The organism is Candidatus Krumholzibacteriia bacterium (assembly GCA_035649275.1).
In the GTDB taxonomy this organism is placed as follows: Bacteria; Krumholzibacteriota; Krumholzibacteriia.
In genome coordinates, this window is sequence record DASRJW010000099.1 from 1 (window position 1) to 16,082 (window position 16,082).

13 protein-coding genes are annotated in these 16,082 nt (G+C 65.9%); 8 read left to right on the forward strand and 5 right to left on the reverse strand.

What is annotated here, in order from left to right:
* The coding region (maeA, locus tag VFE28_09870; GenBank protein ID HZM16299.1) for an oxaloacetate-decarboxylating malate dehydrogenase at positions 1–920 on the forward strand (920 nt) is incomplete at its 5' end.
* 156 nt (positions 921–1,076) lie between these two features.
* Here maeA and VFE28_09875 read toward each other — a convergent pair.
* On the reverse strand, positions 1,077–3,188 hold the full coding sequence (locus VFE28_09875; protein HZM16300.1) for a putative glycoside hydrolase: 2,112 nt from the start codon (positions 3,186–3,188) through the stop codon (positions 1,077–1,079).
* A 203-nt stretch (positions 3,189–3,391) separates the two neighbouring features.
* Entirely contained in the window at positions 3,392–5,413 is a 2,022-nt protein-coding gene (locus VFE28_09880; protein HZM16301.1) for a putative glycoside hydrolase, read from the reverse strand.
* A gap of 545 nt (positions 5,414–5,958) precedes the next feature.
* Here VFE28_09880 and VFE28_09885 point away from each other — a divergent pair.
* Positions 5,959–6,882, forward strand: coding sequence for a class I SAM-dependent methyltransferase (locus VFE28_09885; protein HZM16302.1), 924 nt, complete (start codon positions 5,959–5,961; stop codon positions 6,880–6,882).
* Positions 6,883–7,493: 611 nt separating this feature from the next.
* Positions 7,494–8,741 carry a DnaB-like helicase N-terminal domain-containing protein gene (locus VFE28_09890; protein ID HZM16303.1) on the forward strand — a complete coding sequence of 416 codons (1,248 nt, stop codon included), beginning with the start codon at positions 7,494–7,496 and terminating at the stop codon, positions 8,739–8,741.
* An 87-nt stretch (positions 8,742–8,828) separates the two neighbouring features.
* Here the strand turns inward: VFE28_09890 and VFE28_09895 are convergent, their stop codons facing one another.
* Together VFE28_09895 and VFE28_09900 are read right to left on the reverse strand one after the other, a co-directional pair.
* Positions 8,829–9,950, reverse strand: coding sequence for a pyridoxal phosphate-dependent aminotransferase (locus VFE28_09895; protein ID HZM16304.1), 1,122 nt, complete (start codon positions 9,948–9,950; stop codon positions 8,829–8,831).
* A gap of 5 nt (positions 9,951–9,955) precedes the next feature.
* On the reverse strand, positions 9,956–11,332 hold the full coding sequence (locus VFE28_09900) for an amino acid permease (GenBank protein ID HZM16305.1): 1,377 nt from the start codon (positions 11,330–11,332) through the stop codon (positions 9,956–9,958).
* Here VFE28_09900 and VFE28_09905 point away from each other — a divergent pair.
* Genes VFE28_09905 through VFE28_09925 form a run of 5 tightly spaced genes read left to right on the forward strand, consistent with a single transcriptional unit; the run spans position 11,331 to position 15,805 of the window.
* Positions 11,331–13,619 (forward strand): FdhF/YdeP family oxidoreductase, encoded by a 2,289-nt coding sequence (locus VFE28_09905; GenBank protein ID HZM16306.1) that lies wholly within the window; start codon positions 11,331–11,333, stop codon positions 13,617–13,619. The genes VFE28_09900 and VFE28_09905 overlap by 2 nt on opposite strands.
* Positions 13,620–13,666: 47 nt before the next feature.
* Positions 13,667–13,969 carry a DUF167 domain-containing protein gene (locus VFE28_09910; protein ID HZM16307.1) on the forward strand — a complete coding sequence of 101 codons (303 nt, stop codon included), beginning with the start codon at positions 13,667–13,669 and terminating at the stop codon, positions 13,967–13,969.
* 19 nt (positions 13,970–13,988) lie between these two features.
* Entirely contained in the window at positions 13,989–14,309 is a 321-nt protein-coding gene (locus VFE28_09915) for a rhodanese-like domain-containing protein (GenBank protein HZM16308.1), read from the forward strand.
* 17 nt (positions 14,310–14,326) lie between these two features.
* Positions 14,327–15,022, forward strand: coding sequence for a pirin family protein (locus VFE28_09920; protein ID HZM16309.1), 696 nt, complete (start codon positions 14,327–14,329; stop codon positions 15,020–15,022).
* Between the two features lie 54 nt (positions 15,023–15,076).
* Positions 15,077–15,805 carry an SIMPL domain-containing protein gene (locus VFE28_09925; GenBank protein ID HZM16310.1) on the forward strand — a complete coding sequence of 243 codons (729 nt, stop codon included), beginning with the start codon at positions 15,077–15,079 and terminating at the stop codon, positions 15,803–15,805.
* Between the two features lie 5 nt (positions 15,806–15,810).
* Here the strand turns inward: VFE28_09925 and VFE28_09930 are convergent.
* A partial coding sequence (locus tag VFE28_09930; GenBank protein HZM16311.1) for a hypothetical protein occupies positions 15,811–16,082 on the reverse strand: 272 nt, incomplete at its 5' end.

The window sequence follows — 16,082 nt, forward strand, 5'->3', positions numbered from 1 at the left end:
AGTGGGAGGACTTTGCCGGCGTGAACGCCATCCGCATCCTCGACCGGTACCGCGACAGGATCTGCACGTTCAACGACGACATCCAGGGCACCGCCGGCGTCGCGCTCGCGGGGTTCATCGCGATCAGCCGGCTGCTGAAGCAGCCGTTCCGGGAGCAGCGGTTCCTCTTCCTCGGCGCGGGGGCCGCGGCGTTCGGGATCGCCGACATGATCGTGCAGAAGTTCCTGAAGGACGGGCTCTCCGAGGAGGAGGCGCTCTCGCGCCTCTCGATGTTCGACGTGAACGGTCTGCTCGTGCGGTCACGCAACGACCTTGCCGCATACCAGAAGCCGTTCGCCCTCGACGGCCCGCCATCGAACGATTTTGCGGCGTGCGTCCTCAGGATCCGGCCGACCGCCATCGTCGGCGTCAGCACCGTCGGGGGGGCCTTCACTCGGCAGGTCATCGAGAACATGAGCGCTGTGAACGTCCGGCCGGTGATCTTTCCCTACTCGAACCCGACGTCGCGCTCGGAGTGCACCGCCGAACAGGCCTACACCTGGAGCAGGGGGAAGGCGATTTTCGCCAGCGGCAGCCCGTTTGCGCCCGTGGCGTACGGGGGCAGGACGTTCACCCCGGGGCAGGGGAACAACGTCTTCATCTTCCCGGCGGTGGGACTCGCGGTCCTGGCGACGGGGGCAAAGCGCGTGACTGACGAGATGTTCATCACGGCGGCCGAGGCGGTGGCCGAGCAGGTCACCGCAGCGGATTTCGAAAAGGGCCTGATCTATCCCGACGTGAAGAACATCAGGGAGGTGTCGTCCCACGTCGCTTTGAGGGTCGCGGAAAAGATCTTCGAGTCCCGCCTGGCGGGCGTACGCAGGCCGCGGGACCTCCGGAAGTTCATCGCGAAGACGATGTATCGTCCCGTGTACCGCTGAAGCCGCCGGTCCGTCGAGCTCCCACCCCAAGAACCCGTACACGTAGTACGTCCCGGTTCCGGCAACGGCGGGCTTGTTGTCGTAGTGGATCGCCGCGCTGGCCTCGAGGCAAGAATCCTGCAGGAGATCGTACTCGAGGCTGAAGTCGAAGTCGCTTCAGCGCACCAGCGTCATCTTTCTCGACTCACTGAAGCTCGGCGTCTCGAGCCGGTAGGTGTAGATGCCGGATTGGACGGGCCGATTCAGGCGATCGGTGCCGTCCCAGCGGACGGCGGCGTCGCCGGCGGGGAGCGGCGCGTCGAAAAGGACGCGCACCAGGCGGCCGCGGATGTCGTAGACGGCCAGGCGGACCTTTTCCGGGGTCAGCAGCTGGAAGTCGATGCGGGTCCCCGGGTTGAACGGGTTGGGCGCGTTCTGCTGCAGCTTGCCGCGGCGCACTGGCAGCATGCCGACGCCGGTCACGATGCCGGGGCGGAGCAGGATGCGGCCATCCCAGGGCGGTACGCTCTCCGAGGTCAACGTGGAGCCGTCGAACTCCGTGCTGCCGGGAATGAGCAACCTCTCGTACGATTCCCCCAGGTCGATCGTCCGCGGTGTCGAGGTGTAATTGAGGAGCACCACGCCGCGCTCGAAGTCGCGCCGGAAGACGGTCGTGTCCCCTCCGCGCAGCGAGACGTCGTCGAGCCACACCGTGCCCGGCTGGCGCACGAAGAGATTGAGGGCCGCCGAGGCGGTCCCCGTCGAGAAGAACTGGACCTGGTACTGTTGCCACGACGTCCCGAGCTGGAGGTTCTGATTATTCAGACAGACGCCTCCCGGACAGTCGTCGGCGTAGAGGTAGAAGTTCAGATCCAGGGTGGTGCTGGCGCGAGCCCAGAAGGCGAGCGTGTAGCTGAGCCCAGTGACCACGGACAAGCCGGTTGTCCACACCTTGTACTCGCCGCCTGGCGACACCGTCTGCACCTGGATGCGCGCGGCGGCGGGCGCCGAGTGCAGGATGGAGGGATCGGTGTTGAAGCTGCCGGTGGACGAGAAGCCGTAGGAGTCCCAGCCGGTGGTACCGGAACTGAAATCGCCGTTCGCGAATAGCTCCGGCCCCGTGGGCAGGCCGATTCGTGTCATCGGTCCGCGCGCGTGGCCCAGATACCCCACCGCCGGCCGGAAGCGTCCGCCGGCGTCGTACTCCGGCTCCCACCAGAGCTGGCCGTTCCCCAGCACGTTCCCCGCGTCCAGGCTGTAGTAGCCGGAACCCAGCATGGTGGAAACGAGTGTGAAGCGCTTGTGCCGCTCGAACTCCGCGGTGCGCTGGGGCTCTATCACCGAGCCGGTCCACACCGAGTTCATGATCGAGGCCGGATACGGATCGGTGGAGAACGGCGCGGTGAGGTAGCCGGAAAGCGGGTCCAGCATCTCGAAATTCCAGTTGTAGTTGTACGGGTTGCCTGGGTCCACCTCGTGCCATCCGGACGGGAAGGTCTCATGGACCGAGCCGCTGAGCCAGGCGAAGTAATCGGACGAACCGTTCCCGACAAAGGCCAGGGGGCGGTCGCGCTGCGCTTCGAGCGCGTCGAAGCGCTGGCGCAGGCGGGAAGCCAGGTTGCGGAGCGACTGGTTCCACAGCGCGTCCAGGGCCGTGTTCGTGTCGGCGATGCCGTTACAACCGCCCGGGTTGTGGGTGGGGTTGCAGTCGGAGTCGAGCTGCAAGTTGGCCTGATTCCACGCCAGGTGTCGCCAGAAGTTGTCGAACATGATGCCATCGATGGACGGGCGCTCGGTGACCAGGTTCACGATGCTGTCCTCGAGGTACTGGGCCCAATTGCCGGACGGCCCCGCCGCGCCGAGGGCGGTGATGTTCACCATGCGCATCCCGGCCCAGTCCGAGGCGGGGTTGCCGTAGCGGTCGTACCACCACAGGTCGTTCGACTGCGCGTACATGGTATTCGCATATTTCCACGAATCGTTCGGGTTGGCGGGGTAAATGACGTCGTACGGAGCGACGTAGAAGAAGAGGCGGATGTTCGGGTTGTAGGAGCGGAGCTGCGCCAGCTCGGCTTCCGTGACTACCGTATTCAGGACGACGAGATCCCATTGCGCGAGCGTGGGGATGTCGGCGGGGTCGAGGTAGCCAAGCGTGTAGATGTTCGCCAGCCGGGGGTATCCGCCGGGCTGGGCGGAAGCGGATCCGGCCGCCGCCAGCACGAGCACGATTCCCAGGAACAGGTGGGCCAGGTCCCGGCGTGCGTTTCTACTGTTGTAACGATAGGGCATGCGGCCCTCGCGTCCAGAGGATTCCGCTCAGGTCCACGCAACGGTACATCCTGCATGCAAGGGGGCGTTCTTGCAAGAGAATTCCAGACGGCGCGGGGCGCGGCTTTGCGCGACATCCGAGGGACCGGGGCCGCTCGGGCCGCTCCTCTTCCTGGTGCCGGTTCTGCGGCAGCCAGACGCATGACCAGGGAGGCGCTGAGGTTTCAGCGCAGCAGGGTCATTTTTTTCGACTCGTTGAAGCTCGGCGTCTCGAGCCGGTAGATGTAGATGCCGGAGTGGACGGGTTGGTGCAGACGATCGGTGCCGTCCCAACGGACGGCGGCGTCGCCGGCGGGGAGTGCCGCGTCGAGGAGGACGCGCACGAGGCGGCCGCGGATGTCGTACACGGCCAGGTGGACCGATTCCGGCGACAGGAGCTGGAAGTCGATGCGCGTGCCCGGGTTGAACGGGTTGGGCTCGTTCTGATGCAGTCGGCCATGCGGCACCGCCGTCGAACCGACGCGGAGCAGGATGCGGCCGTCCCACGGCGGTACGCTCTCCTCGGTCACCGCGGCGCCGTTGAACTCCGTGCTGCCCGGAATGCGCAACCTCTCGTACGAGCCCCCCAAGTCAATCGTCCGCTGACTCGATGTGTAGTTGAGGAGCGCCACGCCGCGCTCGAAGTCACGCCGGTAGACGGTCGTTTCCCCTTCGCGCAGCGAGACGTCGTCGAGCCACACCGTGCCCGGCTCGCGCACGAAGAGATTGAGGGACGCAGAGGCGCTCCCTGTCGAGAAGAAATGGACCTGGTACCGTTGCCACGACGTCCCGAGCTGGACGCTCTGCTCATTCAAACAAGCGCCCCCCGGACAGGCGTCGGCGTAGAGGTGGAAGTCCAGATCCAGGGCAGTGCTGGCGCGGGCCCAGAAGGCGAGCGTGTAGCTGAGCCCGGAGACCACGGACAAGCCGGTCTTCCACACCTTGAACTCCCCGCCCGGTGAGACGGCCTGCACCTGGATGCGCGCGGCGGCGGGCGTCGAGTGCAGGATGGAGTTGTCGGCATTGAGACTGCCGGTGGCCTGGTACGCGTAATAGTCCCAACCGGTGATCCCGGAGCTGAGATCGCCGTTCGCGACCAGCTCCGGTCCCGTCGGCACGCCGATCCGTGCCATCGGCCCGAGCGGTTGGCCCAGATACCCCTTGCCGCGTCCGGCAGCGTCGTACTCCGGCTCCCACCAGAGCTGGCCGTTCCCGAGCTGCGCACCGGCGTCCAAACTGTAGTACCCGGAACCCATCAAGGTGGAAACGAGCGTGAAGCGCTTGTGCCGCTCGAACTCCGCGGTGCGATCGGGCTGCGCCCACGTTCCGGTCCACACCGTGTTCATGATCGTGGCCTGATAGGGAACGGTGGAGAACGGCGCTGTGAGGTAGCCGGAAAGCGGGTCCAGCATCTCGAAGTTCCAGTTGTAGTTGTACGGGTTGCCGGCGTCCACCTCGTGCCATCCGGACGGGAAGGTCTCGTGGACCGAGCCGCTGAGCCAGGGGAAGTAATCGGACGCGCCGTTCCCGATCAAGGCCAGGGGGCGGCCGCGCTGCGCGTCGAGCTCGTCGAAGCGCTGGCGCAGGTGGGCCGCCAGGTTGCGGAGTGACTGGTTCCACAGCGAGTCAAGGACCGCGTTCGTGTCGGCGATGCCGTCACAGCCGCCCGGGTTGTGCGTGGGGTTGCAGTCGGAGTCGAGCTGCAGGTTGGCCTGTTTCCACGCCAGGTGTCTCCAGAAGTTGTCGAGCATGATGCCATCGATCGACGGGTGCGAGACGACGAGGCTCACGATGCGGTCCGCGATGTACTGGGCCCACGTGCCCGACGGTCCCGCCGCGCCGAGCTCGGTGATGTTGACCATGCGCGTCATGGGCCAGTCCGACGCGGGGTTGACGTTGCGGTCGTACCACCACAGGTTGTTCGTCTCCGCGTACACGCTGTTCGCATATTTCCACGGATCGTTCGGTTCGCCGGGGTACGTGACGTCGTACGGTAACACGTAGAGGAAGATGCGGATGTGCGGGTTGTAGGAGCGGAGCTTCGCCACGTCGGTTTCTGTGATGGCCGAGCTCAGGACGACGAAATCCCATTGCGCGAGCGTGGGGAGGTCGGCCGGGTCGACGTAGCCGAGCGTGTAGATGTTCGCCAGCCGGGGGTATCCGCCGCTCTGAGCGGAAGCGGATCCTGACGCCGCCAGCGCGATCACGATTCCCAGGTAGAAACTCGCCAGGGCCCGGCATCGGCTTCCATTGTCATGACGATATGGCACGCGGCGCCTCGCATCCTCCCGTGCGTCGCAAGCTTGTTGCGTCAGAACCCGGAATCCTTCGCAGGGGTGGGTGCATGGAGCGAGCCAGCCCACACTCCTGACGATGGGGGATCCGAGGCAACAGGAATGCACAGGACGGATCACCGGCCATCCGCCGTGGGAGCATCCTGCATGCACGAGGGTCGCACTTGGAAGCAAAATTCCGTCGGCGCGGATCGCGCAGGAGGTGCGAAGCGATCCCCAAGCCGCTGGCGTTCGTTGGGGAAGCTTGCGGATCCTGAAGATTCTGCAGGACGAGGTTCGCCGGAGAAGAGCCCAGGCGTTGAAGGTCTTCTGCGAATCTGGGTAGACTCGGAGGCCACGTCCCGTCAGACGTTCTGCCTGCGCCACCTGTCGCAGGCAGGATCCTGCAGCATGGCGAAGCGAGTCGAAGGGTGCCGAAGGTGGGAGCTGACGTGCCCAACCCACACCTGCATGATCCCATGGGCACCCAGGATGAACCACAGCATCCGATTCCGTATGGCGAGGAAATGCTCAGCCGCGTGAAGCGCATGCATGCGGGAACCGAGAGCCTTCGTGACTACCGAGGATGGATCGACGACCACATGGGAGGGCGCGTCCTCGCGTTCCGCCGGCGGTTGATTCCACAAGTACTTGCTTTCACCAACCTCCGTGGCCTGGAGATCCTCGACTTCGGCTGCGGCACAGGTAGCTCCGTCGTGGCACTGGCGGAGAAAGCCAAGGGTGGTTCCATCACCGCGACCGATATCGATCCCGACGCGCTGGAAATCGCCAAGCTTCGGCTCGAATACCACGACTTGGCCGATCAGGTGGGATTGCGTCTCATCCCATCGGTTGTCGAGGTTGGCGACCTGAAAATGCCTGACGAGACCTTCGATTTCATTCTTGCAAACGGTGTGCTCGAGCACGTCGTCCCCTTTTCTGTAAGACCGAAAGTCATCCTGGAGATGTGGAGATTGCTCAAGCGCGGGGGTCTTTTGTTCATCAGCGAGACGCCCAACGTGCTCTGGCCTATCGATCGTCACACGACAGGGTTACCGGTTCTTCCTTGGCTGCCGCCAGGGCTTGCATACCGTATCGCGGTCGCGTCCGGTCGTCACGTATCGGGTACAAACTTCGATGTGCGTGGGTGGCGTGGGATGTCCTACTGGGGCATCATCCGACCATTGCGGCGGTCGCGACAGCGATTCGAGGTTCTGAACACGACAGCTGGGCACAATCGACTTCTTCCTGGAGGGTGGGCGCCCGAAGAGAAGAGAAGTGCGAAACGGAGGTTCGCCACCTTCTTGCTGGAACGGGTCGGGGGAGGGCCGCTCGCGTCGCTCGGCATTCCCACTCTGGCATTCGGTCCGTTCATCGAGTTCCTGTGCTTGAGGAAGAGGTAGGGGCGAATCTGGCAACGCTGAAGCCCTGTTTACGGAACACGAGCAGGTTGGCGCGAGCCGGTCCCGCAATGCGGATCTTGCGGAACCAGAGCGAATTGAAGGCGTGGATCAGCTGTCGTGCGGGCTTCCAGCGGATTCACGGCTGCGAGATAGTCGAACGCCATCCCATAGAAGCATTCGTTCTCCGGAGTTCGATACCCGCTCGACCAGGAGTCATGGACCTCCATCTCCTGAAGGGTCGTCTGCACCTGTTGGCCACGATTCGCGCCCACGCGACACTCCTAACCTTCGAGTCCGATCAAGGTGCCGTCTGGTATAGGAGACACTGAGTCCACGACCGAGCGTGGCTGCCGATTTGTGTCTGGACTCGAGTGGGGGAGTCCCCTACTGGCCACGACGGTGTGCTCCACCACGGTGCGCTGCGTCACGGCGCACATCCTGTTCCTGACCTGCGGTGACGGGCCCTGTCGATTCGGATGGGTGACATGCTAAGCTTGAAGTATTCCACCTCTGCCTAAGCTTGAAGTACTCCACCTCTGCTTTGTAGCCCTCGAGGTCGACCTTCCAGATCCCGACGCATGTCGTCCGGGGTCGATGCGGATGGAGGCGTCATGTACAAGACTTCCCCTGACGACTCCCGGAGCGAGCATCCTTCGCTTGGCAAGGAGAGGCCCGATCCCGAAGTCCACATTCTTGGTAGCATCATGGGGGACCCAGCATTGCTCGAGTACGTAGCACCCCGAATCAAGCCGGAGTGGTTTCGGGGGGAACTGCATGCGCGCATCTACCGAGCCATGCTGTACAAACACGAGCACGGCATTTCTCCAAACTTACAATGTCTCTCCCTCGAGGCTCGTCCGTCAGGTCTACTAGAGAACGTGGGAAGGCAAACGCTTCTTGACATAGCACAAAGTACCGCGACAACCGCGTATATCGACCATAGTGTGAAACGCATTGTGAAGCGCTACAAGCAGCGGGAGTTGGATGGGCCACGTAGGCCAGGACGAGCGCCTCTCGAGAAACAGAAGGATGTCTCACAGATCATCGAGACGTTGACCGCTGCCTTGGATGATCTGGAAAGGAGCCACGAGACCTTGGCCAGCCTGGATCCTGACGGAAGCCAGTTCTCGAGGCTCGCGACTCGACCGAGGCCAGCGCTCGTTGGCACGAAGCCATTGCCTGCCGTCGACACGCGGCCACAGGGGCGACTTCCTCGTGGCGCCGCCGAGGTCGGATCCTTCGCGCGCTTGGGCCACCGAGTCGCGAAACCGCTCGCGGTGGTCAGTTGGATCGTTGGAGCTGGTCTTCTCGCATGGTTTGCGGGGCGCTGGTCCGCGATGGTCGTGCCCATGACATCGATACGTGCGCCGGTAGTTGCGCCCCTACAGGACCCGAGTGTTCATGTCGCGAGCGAGGTGGTATCGAACACCGCTCGAGGAGCAAAGGCCGAAGAGTTGGCGCCGCAGCAAACGAAGACCGCTCCCGTGGTCGTCCCGCCTGCAGTCGAAGCGCCGCAGGTTTCCCAGGAAGTGATCCAGCCATCTGCGCCAGTCGCACCATCCGAGGACACGACACCGAGAGCTCTGGCGCCCGCTCCTCGCCGCGCGGGCGGCTTGATCTATGCCGTCAACGTCTCTTCGTTTCGAAACGCAGCAGCGGCCGCGGTCGAGGTGGCGCGGCTGCAAGCGCGAGGCTACCAGGCGCGCGCCATTCGCACCGATTTGGAGAGCAAGGGCGTCTGGTACCGCGTCTACATCGGTCAGTATGGAACGGAAGCCGAGGCGAAGCAGGCACGTGCCAGAATCCTCGCGCATACCCATTATCGCACTGCGTTCGTCCGGTCGATCGCACTCTTCTGATCGTGCAATCGGCGCTTTCGGGCTCCGTGAGGAGCGTCGCCCACGCACGAGTAGGATGAAACTCAGATCGAGACAGCGACCACACACTCAGCGACCAGCGAGATCATCGAGGGCGCGGGAGAGATTCTCCAAGCCACGAGCAAGACGGCGCGGCGCGGAGCTGAAGCCGACACGCACGCAGCGAGGAGACTCGAAGAAGCTTCCCGGCGCTACCAAGGTGGAGTAGCGCCGCAGGAGATGCTTGGCGAAGCGGTCGCCGTCCAGGTGGCGGGGCAGCCGGGCGAAGAAGATGTTGCCTCCGGGCGGCAAGTGCGCCTGCAGGCGAGGTTCCATGGCGAGAAAACGGCGCACGCCTTCGCGGTTCGCCGCCATTCGCTTCCGGGTGTGGCGGCGGATGGCCTCGAGGTTCCGGAACGCCGCGAGAGCCAGCCGTTCTCCGGGCACTACCGCGTTCACCCCCATCAGATCGTAGATCTTCCCGGCTCTGTGGATGAGCGGTTTGGGGCCGAGGATCCAGCCGGCGCGCAGGCCGTCGAGACCGTACGCCTTGGTCAGGCTGTTCGTGACCAGGACATTGGAGCCCGCGTGCACGGAGGAAGCAGCCTCGCGCCCGAAGAGACACTCGAGGTAGACCTCGTCCACGAGTAGGAAGGCCCCGACGCGGCCCAGCAAGCGCGCCATGCTGCGGAGCACCGCTGGCTCGATCCGCATCCCCGATGGATTGTGCAGGTTGGAGACGATGGCGAGACGTGTGCGCCGGTTCACCAGGCGGGCGAAGAGCTCGAGATCGATGCCCCAACCATCCTGGTAGCGGCGCTCCAACCGTCGGATCCGACAGTCGAGGGTCTCGGGGATGCGTCGCAGTTGCTCGTAGGTCGGGCGCTCGACGATGACCTCGGGATGCGGCCCCGCGTCGGCGATGGCGGCGGCGCAGGCGACGAAGTTCGCCAGACTCGTGCCGCCCGGCAGAGCGAGGACGCGATCCACACCCACGCTGTAGCGCTTCCCGAGCGCTTCCAGGAGCGGCGCATAGCCGTAGTACGCCAGGGTTTGTCCTCCGTCCGGCAAGGGGTGGTTCGGGACGCAGTCGCGGGCCGAGAGACGGAGGAGGGACGCCGGGCACGGGTCCATGCCGCTCCGCGCCAGATTGATCCTGGCCTTGGGCAGCGTCTTGGCCCAGGTCATGTAGGCGACTTCGGGAAAGTGCATCGTTTTCACACCGCCTCGCGCGTTCTGTGGCGTCGGCGCTGGCGTGCGACCAAGGCGTAGCCGCCACCGGCAGCAGCGAGAATGGCCGAGCCGACCAGGGACTGCAGCGTGTAGGCGAAAAAGCTGTTCACCACGATCCCGGCGGCGGCGAGAAGAAAGAGCAATGTCGTCACCGGATGGCCGGGCATCGCCACCAGCCCCGGCGGCGACGGATCGCGTCGGCGCAGGCGGAAGAGTGCGCCTACGGTGAGACCGAAGAAGAGCCAGTCCGCGAACACCACGAAGGAGAGGAGTTCGTCGTAGGTGTTCGTGGCGAGCAAGGCGATGGAAACGGCGGCCTGGAACCACAGGGTGAAGGCGGGGGTGCGGAAGCGCGGATGCAAGCCGGCGGCCCGCTGCAGGAAGAGACCGTCCCGGGCCATGGCGTAATAGAGACGCGGGGCGGTGAGAACGATCACCGAGAGGAAGCCGAGGCTCGAGGCCAGGATCAACGCCGCCACCAACCGGCCGCCCGCTGCCCCGGCGATCGTGCGCGCCATCTCGAAGGCCACCGCCGGCGAGGCGGCGATCTGCTCCGGAGCGAGGACGCGCAGGTAGGCGAGGTTGAGGGCGACGTACAGCGCCACCACGAGGATCACACCGAGCACGTTCGCCCGCGCCAAGTTGCGTGCCGGATCGCGGATCTCGCCGGCCACGGAGCCGCAGTTCTGCCAGCCGCCGTAGGCGAACATGATCGGCACGAGGGCAGTGAAGAGCAAACCGATCCAGCCGGCGCTCGGGTCGCGGAGCACGCCGAGGTCGAAGCGGCTCGCCGGCGTGTCGGGGCCGAAGAATGCCAGCGCCAGGAGTGCCACGATCCCGGCCAGCTTGAGCGCCATCAAGGTGTTGTTTACCTGCTTGCCGGCGCGGATGCCGACGACGTTCACCGCGGTCAGGAACACGAGGACGGTGGCGGCGAGCAGGCGCACACCGGCGGCTCCGAGGTGGACGAAGGAGCTGTCCACGTACGAGGCGAAGAGGATCGCCACCGCCGCGATGGCGCCGCCGTTGATGATGAAGAGCAAGGCGATCCCGTAGAGGAAACCGACGGCGGGGTGATAGGCGCGGGCGAGATACAGGTATTGACCACCCACGTGCGGCAGGCGCGAGGCCAGCTCGGCGTAAGCGAAGCCGCCGAGGAGCGCCAGCAGCCCGCCGGCGGCCCAGGCCACGATCATGAGCGTGGGATCGCCGACGATGCGGGCGACGTTGCTCGGGTTGGCGAAGATCCCGACACCGATGATGGCGCCCGCTACCACCACCGTGGCGTCGACGAGACCGAGCTCGCGGCGGAACTCGACGCCAGTGCCCGTCGTCCTTTCGTGGTTCGCTCCGAGGCTCATGGAGCCGGATGGTATACTGACCGGCCAGGCGGTGGCGAGGCAGCCGGAGTGGACACCGGCATTCCCGGGAGCAGCATTGCGCAGCGGCGGCGGCGTGGCCTCCATCCTCTACGCATGGCGGAAGGCACGCCAATCCGGCGGTGTCCTTCGCTTCTACCGCCGCCTGCGCCTGAAGAACGCCTGCAAGACCTGTGCGCTCGGCATGGGCGGACAGCGCGGCGGCATGCGCAACGAAAGCGGCAGCGCCCTCGAAGTTTGCAAGAAGTCCTTCCAGGCCCAGGCGGCGGACATGCAGCCGCCCATCGCCGCAGAATTCTTCCAACGCCATTCACACCAGGAACTGCTCACTTGGGACTCCAAGAATTTGGAGGACGCCGGGCGCATCGGCTTCCCGCTGCTCTTCGAAGCCGGAACCAGTCACTGGCGTCGCCTTTCCTGGCAGGAGGCACTCGATCGCGCCGCCGGTGCGCTGCGCGGCACCTCGCCGGAGCAAACCATGTTCTATTCCTCCGGGCGCAGCAGCAACGAGGCCGCTTTCCTGCTGCAGTGCTTCGCTCGCGTCTTCGGCACCAACAATGTCAACAATTGTTCGTACTACTGCCATCAGGCCTCCGGCGTCGGGCTCAACCTCGTCCTCGGGGCGGGCACGGCCACCGTCACCCATGAGGATCTGGAGCACGCCGATTTCGCCCTGGTCCTGGGCGCCAACCCGGCTTCCAACCACCCGCGCCTGATCACGCGTCTCGTGGACATCCGCCGCCGCGGCGGCACGGTGGTGATGGTCAACCCGCTGCGCGAAGCCGGCCTCGAGCGCTTCCGCATCCCCTCGCGACCGTGGAGTCTCGTCTTCGGCTCCCAGGTCTCCGATCTCTACGTGCAGCCCCACATCAGCGGCGACATCCCATTCCTGAAGGGAGTGGCGAAGCGCGTTCTCGAAGCGGGGGGTGCGGACCGGGATTTCATCGCCCAGCACACCGTCGGTTTCACCGCGCTGGAAGAGGATCTGCGCGCGGCGCGCTGGGACGACCTGGAGCGCGAGAGCGGCGTGTCGCGGGAAGCGATGCAAGAGGTGGCGCTCGCTTATCTCCGCGCCGAGAGGGCAATTTTCATGTGGGCCATGGGTATCACCCACCATCTCCACGGGGTGGACAACGTCCTCGCCATCGCCAATCTGGCCATGCTCCGCGGCATGCTGGGCAAGCCGCACGCCGGGCTGCTCCCGATCCGGGGACACTCGAACGTGCAGGGCGTGGGCAGCGTCGGTGTGACCCCGGAGCTCAAAGAGGCTTTCGCCCGGGCGCTGGAGCAGGCCTATGGCGTGAAGCTGCCGGCGGCGAAGGGGCTCGATACCTTCGCCGGCGTCGAAGCCATGGGCGAGGGGCGGATTTGTACGGCCGTTTACCTCGGTGGCAATCTCTTCAGTGCCAGCCCCGATCCGGAGTGGACGTCGCGTTGCATGCAGCGCGTCGAGACCGCGATCTTCGTGTCGACGAAGCTCAACCCGGGACATTTCCACGGCGGTGGCAAAACGACGCTCGTGCTGCCGGCGCGCACGCGCGACGAGGAGGCGCAGGCGACCACCCAGGAGAGCATGTTCAACTACGTGCGTCTTTCCGACGGCGGGGCGCGACCGCTGTCACCCGAGATGCTCTCGGAGGTGGACATCGTGGCATCCCTGGCAGCACGCGTTCTGCCTCGCGGCCCCATCGACTGGGAGCGCTGGAAGGACCATCGCACCCTGCGGCGGGAGATGGGACGGGTCGTCCCGGGCTTCGCGCCGCTCGCCGAGCTGGATACGACGAAGCGCGAGTTCACCATCGAGGGCCGCATCCGCCACGAGCCGCGCTTCGCCACCGCCGACGGCCGGGCTCGCTTCCACCTCACCCCGGTGCCGGAGTTCCCCTTGCGCCCCGGCGAGTTCCGCCTGATGACAGTGCGCTCCGAGGGCCAGTTCAACACCGTGGTCTACGAATACGAGGACGTCTACCGCGGCGCCGACGGGCGCGACGTCGTCTTCGTCCATCCCGAGGACGCAGCCGCGTTGGGTCTACGGCCCGGGGAGCGCGTCCACCTGCGTTCAGACGCCGGCGTCTACGGACCGGTGCGCGTCTTGGCCGCCGACATCCGGCGCGGCAACCTGGCGGTGTACTATCCCGAGGCGAACGTCCTGGTGCCGCGGCGCGTGGACGGGCGCTCCCATACGCCCACGTTCAAATCCGTGGCGGTACGGCTCGAGCGCGCGGCGCCAGGGCCGGCGCAGCCGCAGTCCGCAGCGCCGTCGCGTTGAGTCCGAGCGACTGCGGTGTGTTCCAACCGCTGGCGTCGAGGCGGAGAATGGGCGGCGAGAGCGCCAAGAATGTCCCGGAAGCTTTCTTGATCGTGCGCGTCAAGCCACGCTCGGCACAGGCCGGGTTGCTCGGACGGCACGGCTCCGGGATCAAGGTGGCCGTGCGCGCGGCGCCCGAGCACGGGCGGGCGAATGCGGAACTGGTGCGCGTTCTCGCGGCGGCGCTCGGCGTGCCGGCGACGGCTTTGGCAGTAGCGAGCGGCACCGGAGCGCCGGACAAGCGCTTACGCATCACCGGCATGGATGCGGCGGAGCTGGAGCGTCGGCTCGCCGCCGCCCTGCAGGAGTAAACTGCGACCGGGAGAACACATGCCCTACGAGATCGAGGTCGACGAGTTGAAGCGGGCGCTCGACGCCGGCGAAGACTGGGTGCTGGTGGACGTGCGCGAAGGTTGGGAGCACGCCCTCGTGCACATCCCTGGAGCGGTGCACATCCCGCTCGGCCAGCTGGTCCAGCGGCTCGGGGAGCTCCAACAAGAGCGCCCGCACGTGCTCTACTGCCATCACGGGATGCGCAGCATGCGCGCCGCGCTGGCCCTGGCCCAGCGCGGCTTTGCCAACGTGCGCAGCCTGCGCGGCGGCATCGATCGCTGGGCCGAGGTGGTCGATCCCACCTTGGCTCGGTACTGAGGAAAGGCAGAAACCCCATGCTTCGCCTGCGCCGAGCCCGCGAGCGCGGTCACTTCGACCACGGCTGGCTCGACACCAACCATACCTTCTCCTTCGCCGACTACCACGACCCGGAGCACATGGGCTTTCGAGTCCTCCGTGTCATCAACGAGGACGTGGTCGCGCCCGGGCAGGGCTTCGGTACCCACGGTCACCGGGACATGGAGATCGTCACCTACGTGCTCGATGGCGCCCTGGAGCACCGCGACAGCACGGGTGGCGGCGGGGTGCTTCGCCCGGGCGACGTGCAGCGCATGAGCGCAGGCAGCGGCGTCATGCACAGCGAGTTCAACCACTCGCAGACGGAACCCGTGCACTTCCTGCAGATCTGGTTGCTGCCGGAGCGGCGCGGCTTGCCGCCGGGCTACGAGGACAAGCGCTTTCCCGCAGCCGAAAAGCGCGGCCGGCTGCGGGTCATCGCCTCCGCCGACATGCGCGACGGTTCGCTGCTCCTGCACCAGGATGCTTCGATCCTTGCCTCCATCCTGGAGGGTACGTCCGTGGAGCATGCGCTCGGCCCGGGCCGGCACGCCTGGGTGCAGGTGGCCCGCGGCGAGGTCGCGGTGAACGGGCAAACGCTGGCCGCCGGCGACGGCGCCGCCATCAGTGAAGAGACGCGATTGCAGTTCGCTGCCACCGGCGCCTCCGAGTTCTTGCTGTTTGATCTGCCATGAGCGATGGCTGGCCCTCGCGATTCTTGGCGCCATGCGTCCAGGACAGGAGGAATGATGGAGTCACGAGGAACCGCGAGTCTTGCCCTGGCGGCGCTCCTGCTCGCCCTCGGCGCCAGCGTCGGTGGCGGGCTCATCGGCCGGGGTTTCCGCGACGCCCGCACGGCGGATCGTTTCGTCAACGTCCGCGGCCTGGCGGAGAAGCTGGTCAAAGCGGATGTCGCGATCTGGACGCTGCAGGTCAGCAGCGGCGGTAACGATCTCTCCCGGCTGCAGGCGAAGATCGACGCGGACGTGCAGGCGATCCGGGAGTTCCTCGTCTCCGGCGGTCTCGCCGAGGACGATCTACGGCCGCAGCGCTTGGAGGTGCAGGACGTCCTGGCGCAGGCCTGGAGATCGGGTCCGGTGGGCGAAGCGCGCTACACCGTGCAGCAAACGCTCATCGTGCGCACCGAGAAGGTCGACATGCTCGCAGCACTCGGGCAGCGCACCGGCGAGCTCGTGCGCCGCGGCGTCGTGCTCAACGACCTCGGCGGCCCGGTGTTCGTGTTCACCAAGCTGAACGAGATCAAACCGGACATGATCGCCGAGGCGACCCGCAATGCCCGCGAGAGCGCCGAGCAGTTCGCTGCCGACTCGAGGAGCCGCATCGGCGGCATCCACCGCGCCACGCAAGGGCTCTTCCAGATCTTGCCGCGGGACGAATCCCAGGCGGTCACGGAACAGAGCCAGGTGGAGAAGAAGGTGCGGGTCGTGACCACGATGGAGTACTTGTTGACCGAGTGACGCACTCACCCCTCAGCGCGGGATTCCATGGCCCGTCGCAGGGCGGCGCGTGGGTCCGCCACACCTTCCTTGAAGGCATAGACGTCGATGCCCCCGCTGCCGAGCCGGCGGTAGCGCGTCCCGATGGCGGCGGGGAAGTAGTAGTCCGCCCGGAAGGAAACCGGGAACGAGTTGGTCTTGCCGGCGAGGAAACGCAGCTTGGGGTCTTGCAGCCAGGCAAGGATCGAAAGCGAGCGGGGCCCGAGCCTCTCGACGCTACAACCATACTCCGGTGGCT

Coding starts and splice junctions, on each gene's coding strand:
- VFE28_09875 (HZM16300.1), bottom strand. CDS start 3,188: ATGCCCTATCGTTACAACAGTAGAAACGCACGCCGGGACCTGGCCCAC.
- VFE28_09920 (HZM16309.1), top strand. CDS start 14,327: ATGCTTCGCCTGCGCCGAGCCCGCGAGCGCGGTCACTTCGACCACGGC.
- VFE28_09925 (HZM16310.1), top strand. CDS start 15,077: ATGGAGTCACGAGGAACCGCGAGTCTTGCCCTGGCGGCGCTCCTGCTC.
- VFE28_09915 (HZM16308.1), top strand. CDS start 13,989: ATGCCCTACGAGATCGAGGTCGACGAGTTGAAGCGGGCGCTCGACGCC.
- VFE28_09895 (HZM16304.1), bottom strand. CDS start 9,950: ATGCACTTTCCCGAAGTCGCCTACATGACCTGGGCCAAGACGCTGCCC.
- VFE28_09890 (HZM16303.1), top strand. CDS start 7,494: ATGTACAAGACTTCCCCTGACGACTCCCGGAGCGAGCATCCTTCGCTT.
- VFE28_09900 (HZM16305.1), bottom strand. CDS start 11,332: ATGAGCCTCGGAGCGAACCACGAAAGGACGACGGGCACTGGCGTCGAG.
- VFE28_09905 (HZM16306.1), top strand. CDS start 11,331: ATGGAGCCGGATGGTATACTGACCGGCCAGGCGGTGGCGAGGCAGCCG.
- VFE28_09910 (HZM16307.1), top strand. CDS start 13,667: ATGGGCGGCGAGAGCGCCAAGAATGTCCCGGAAGCTTTCTTGATCGTG.
- VFE28_09885 (HZM16302.1), top strand. CDS start 5,959: ATGGGCACCCAGGATGAACCACAGCATCCGATTCCGTATGGCGAGGAA.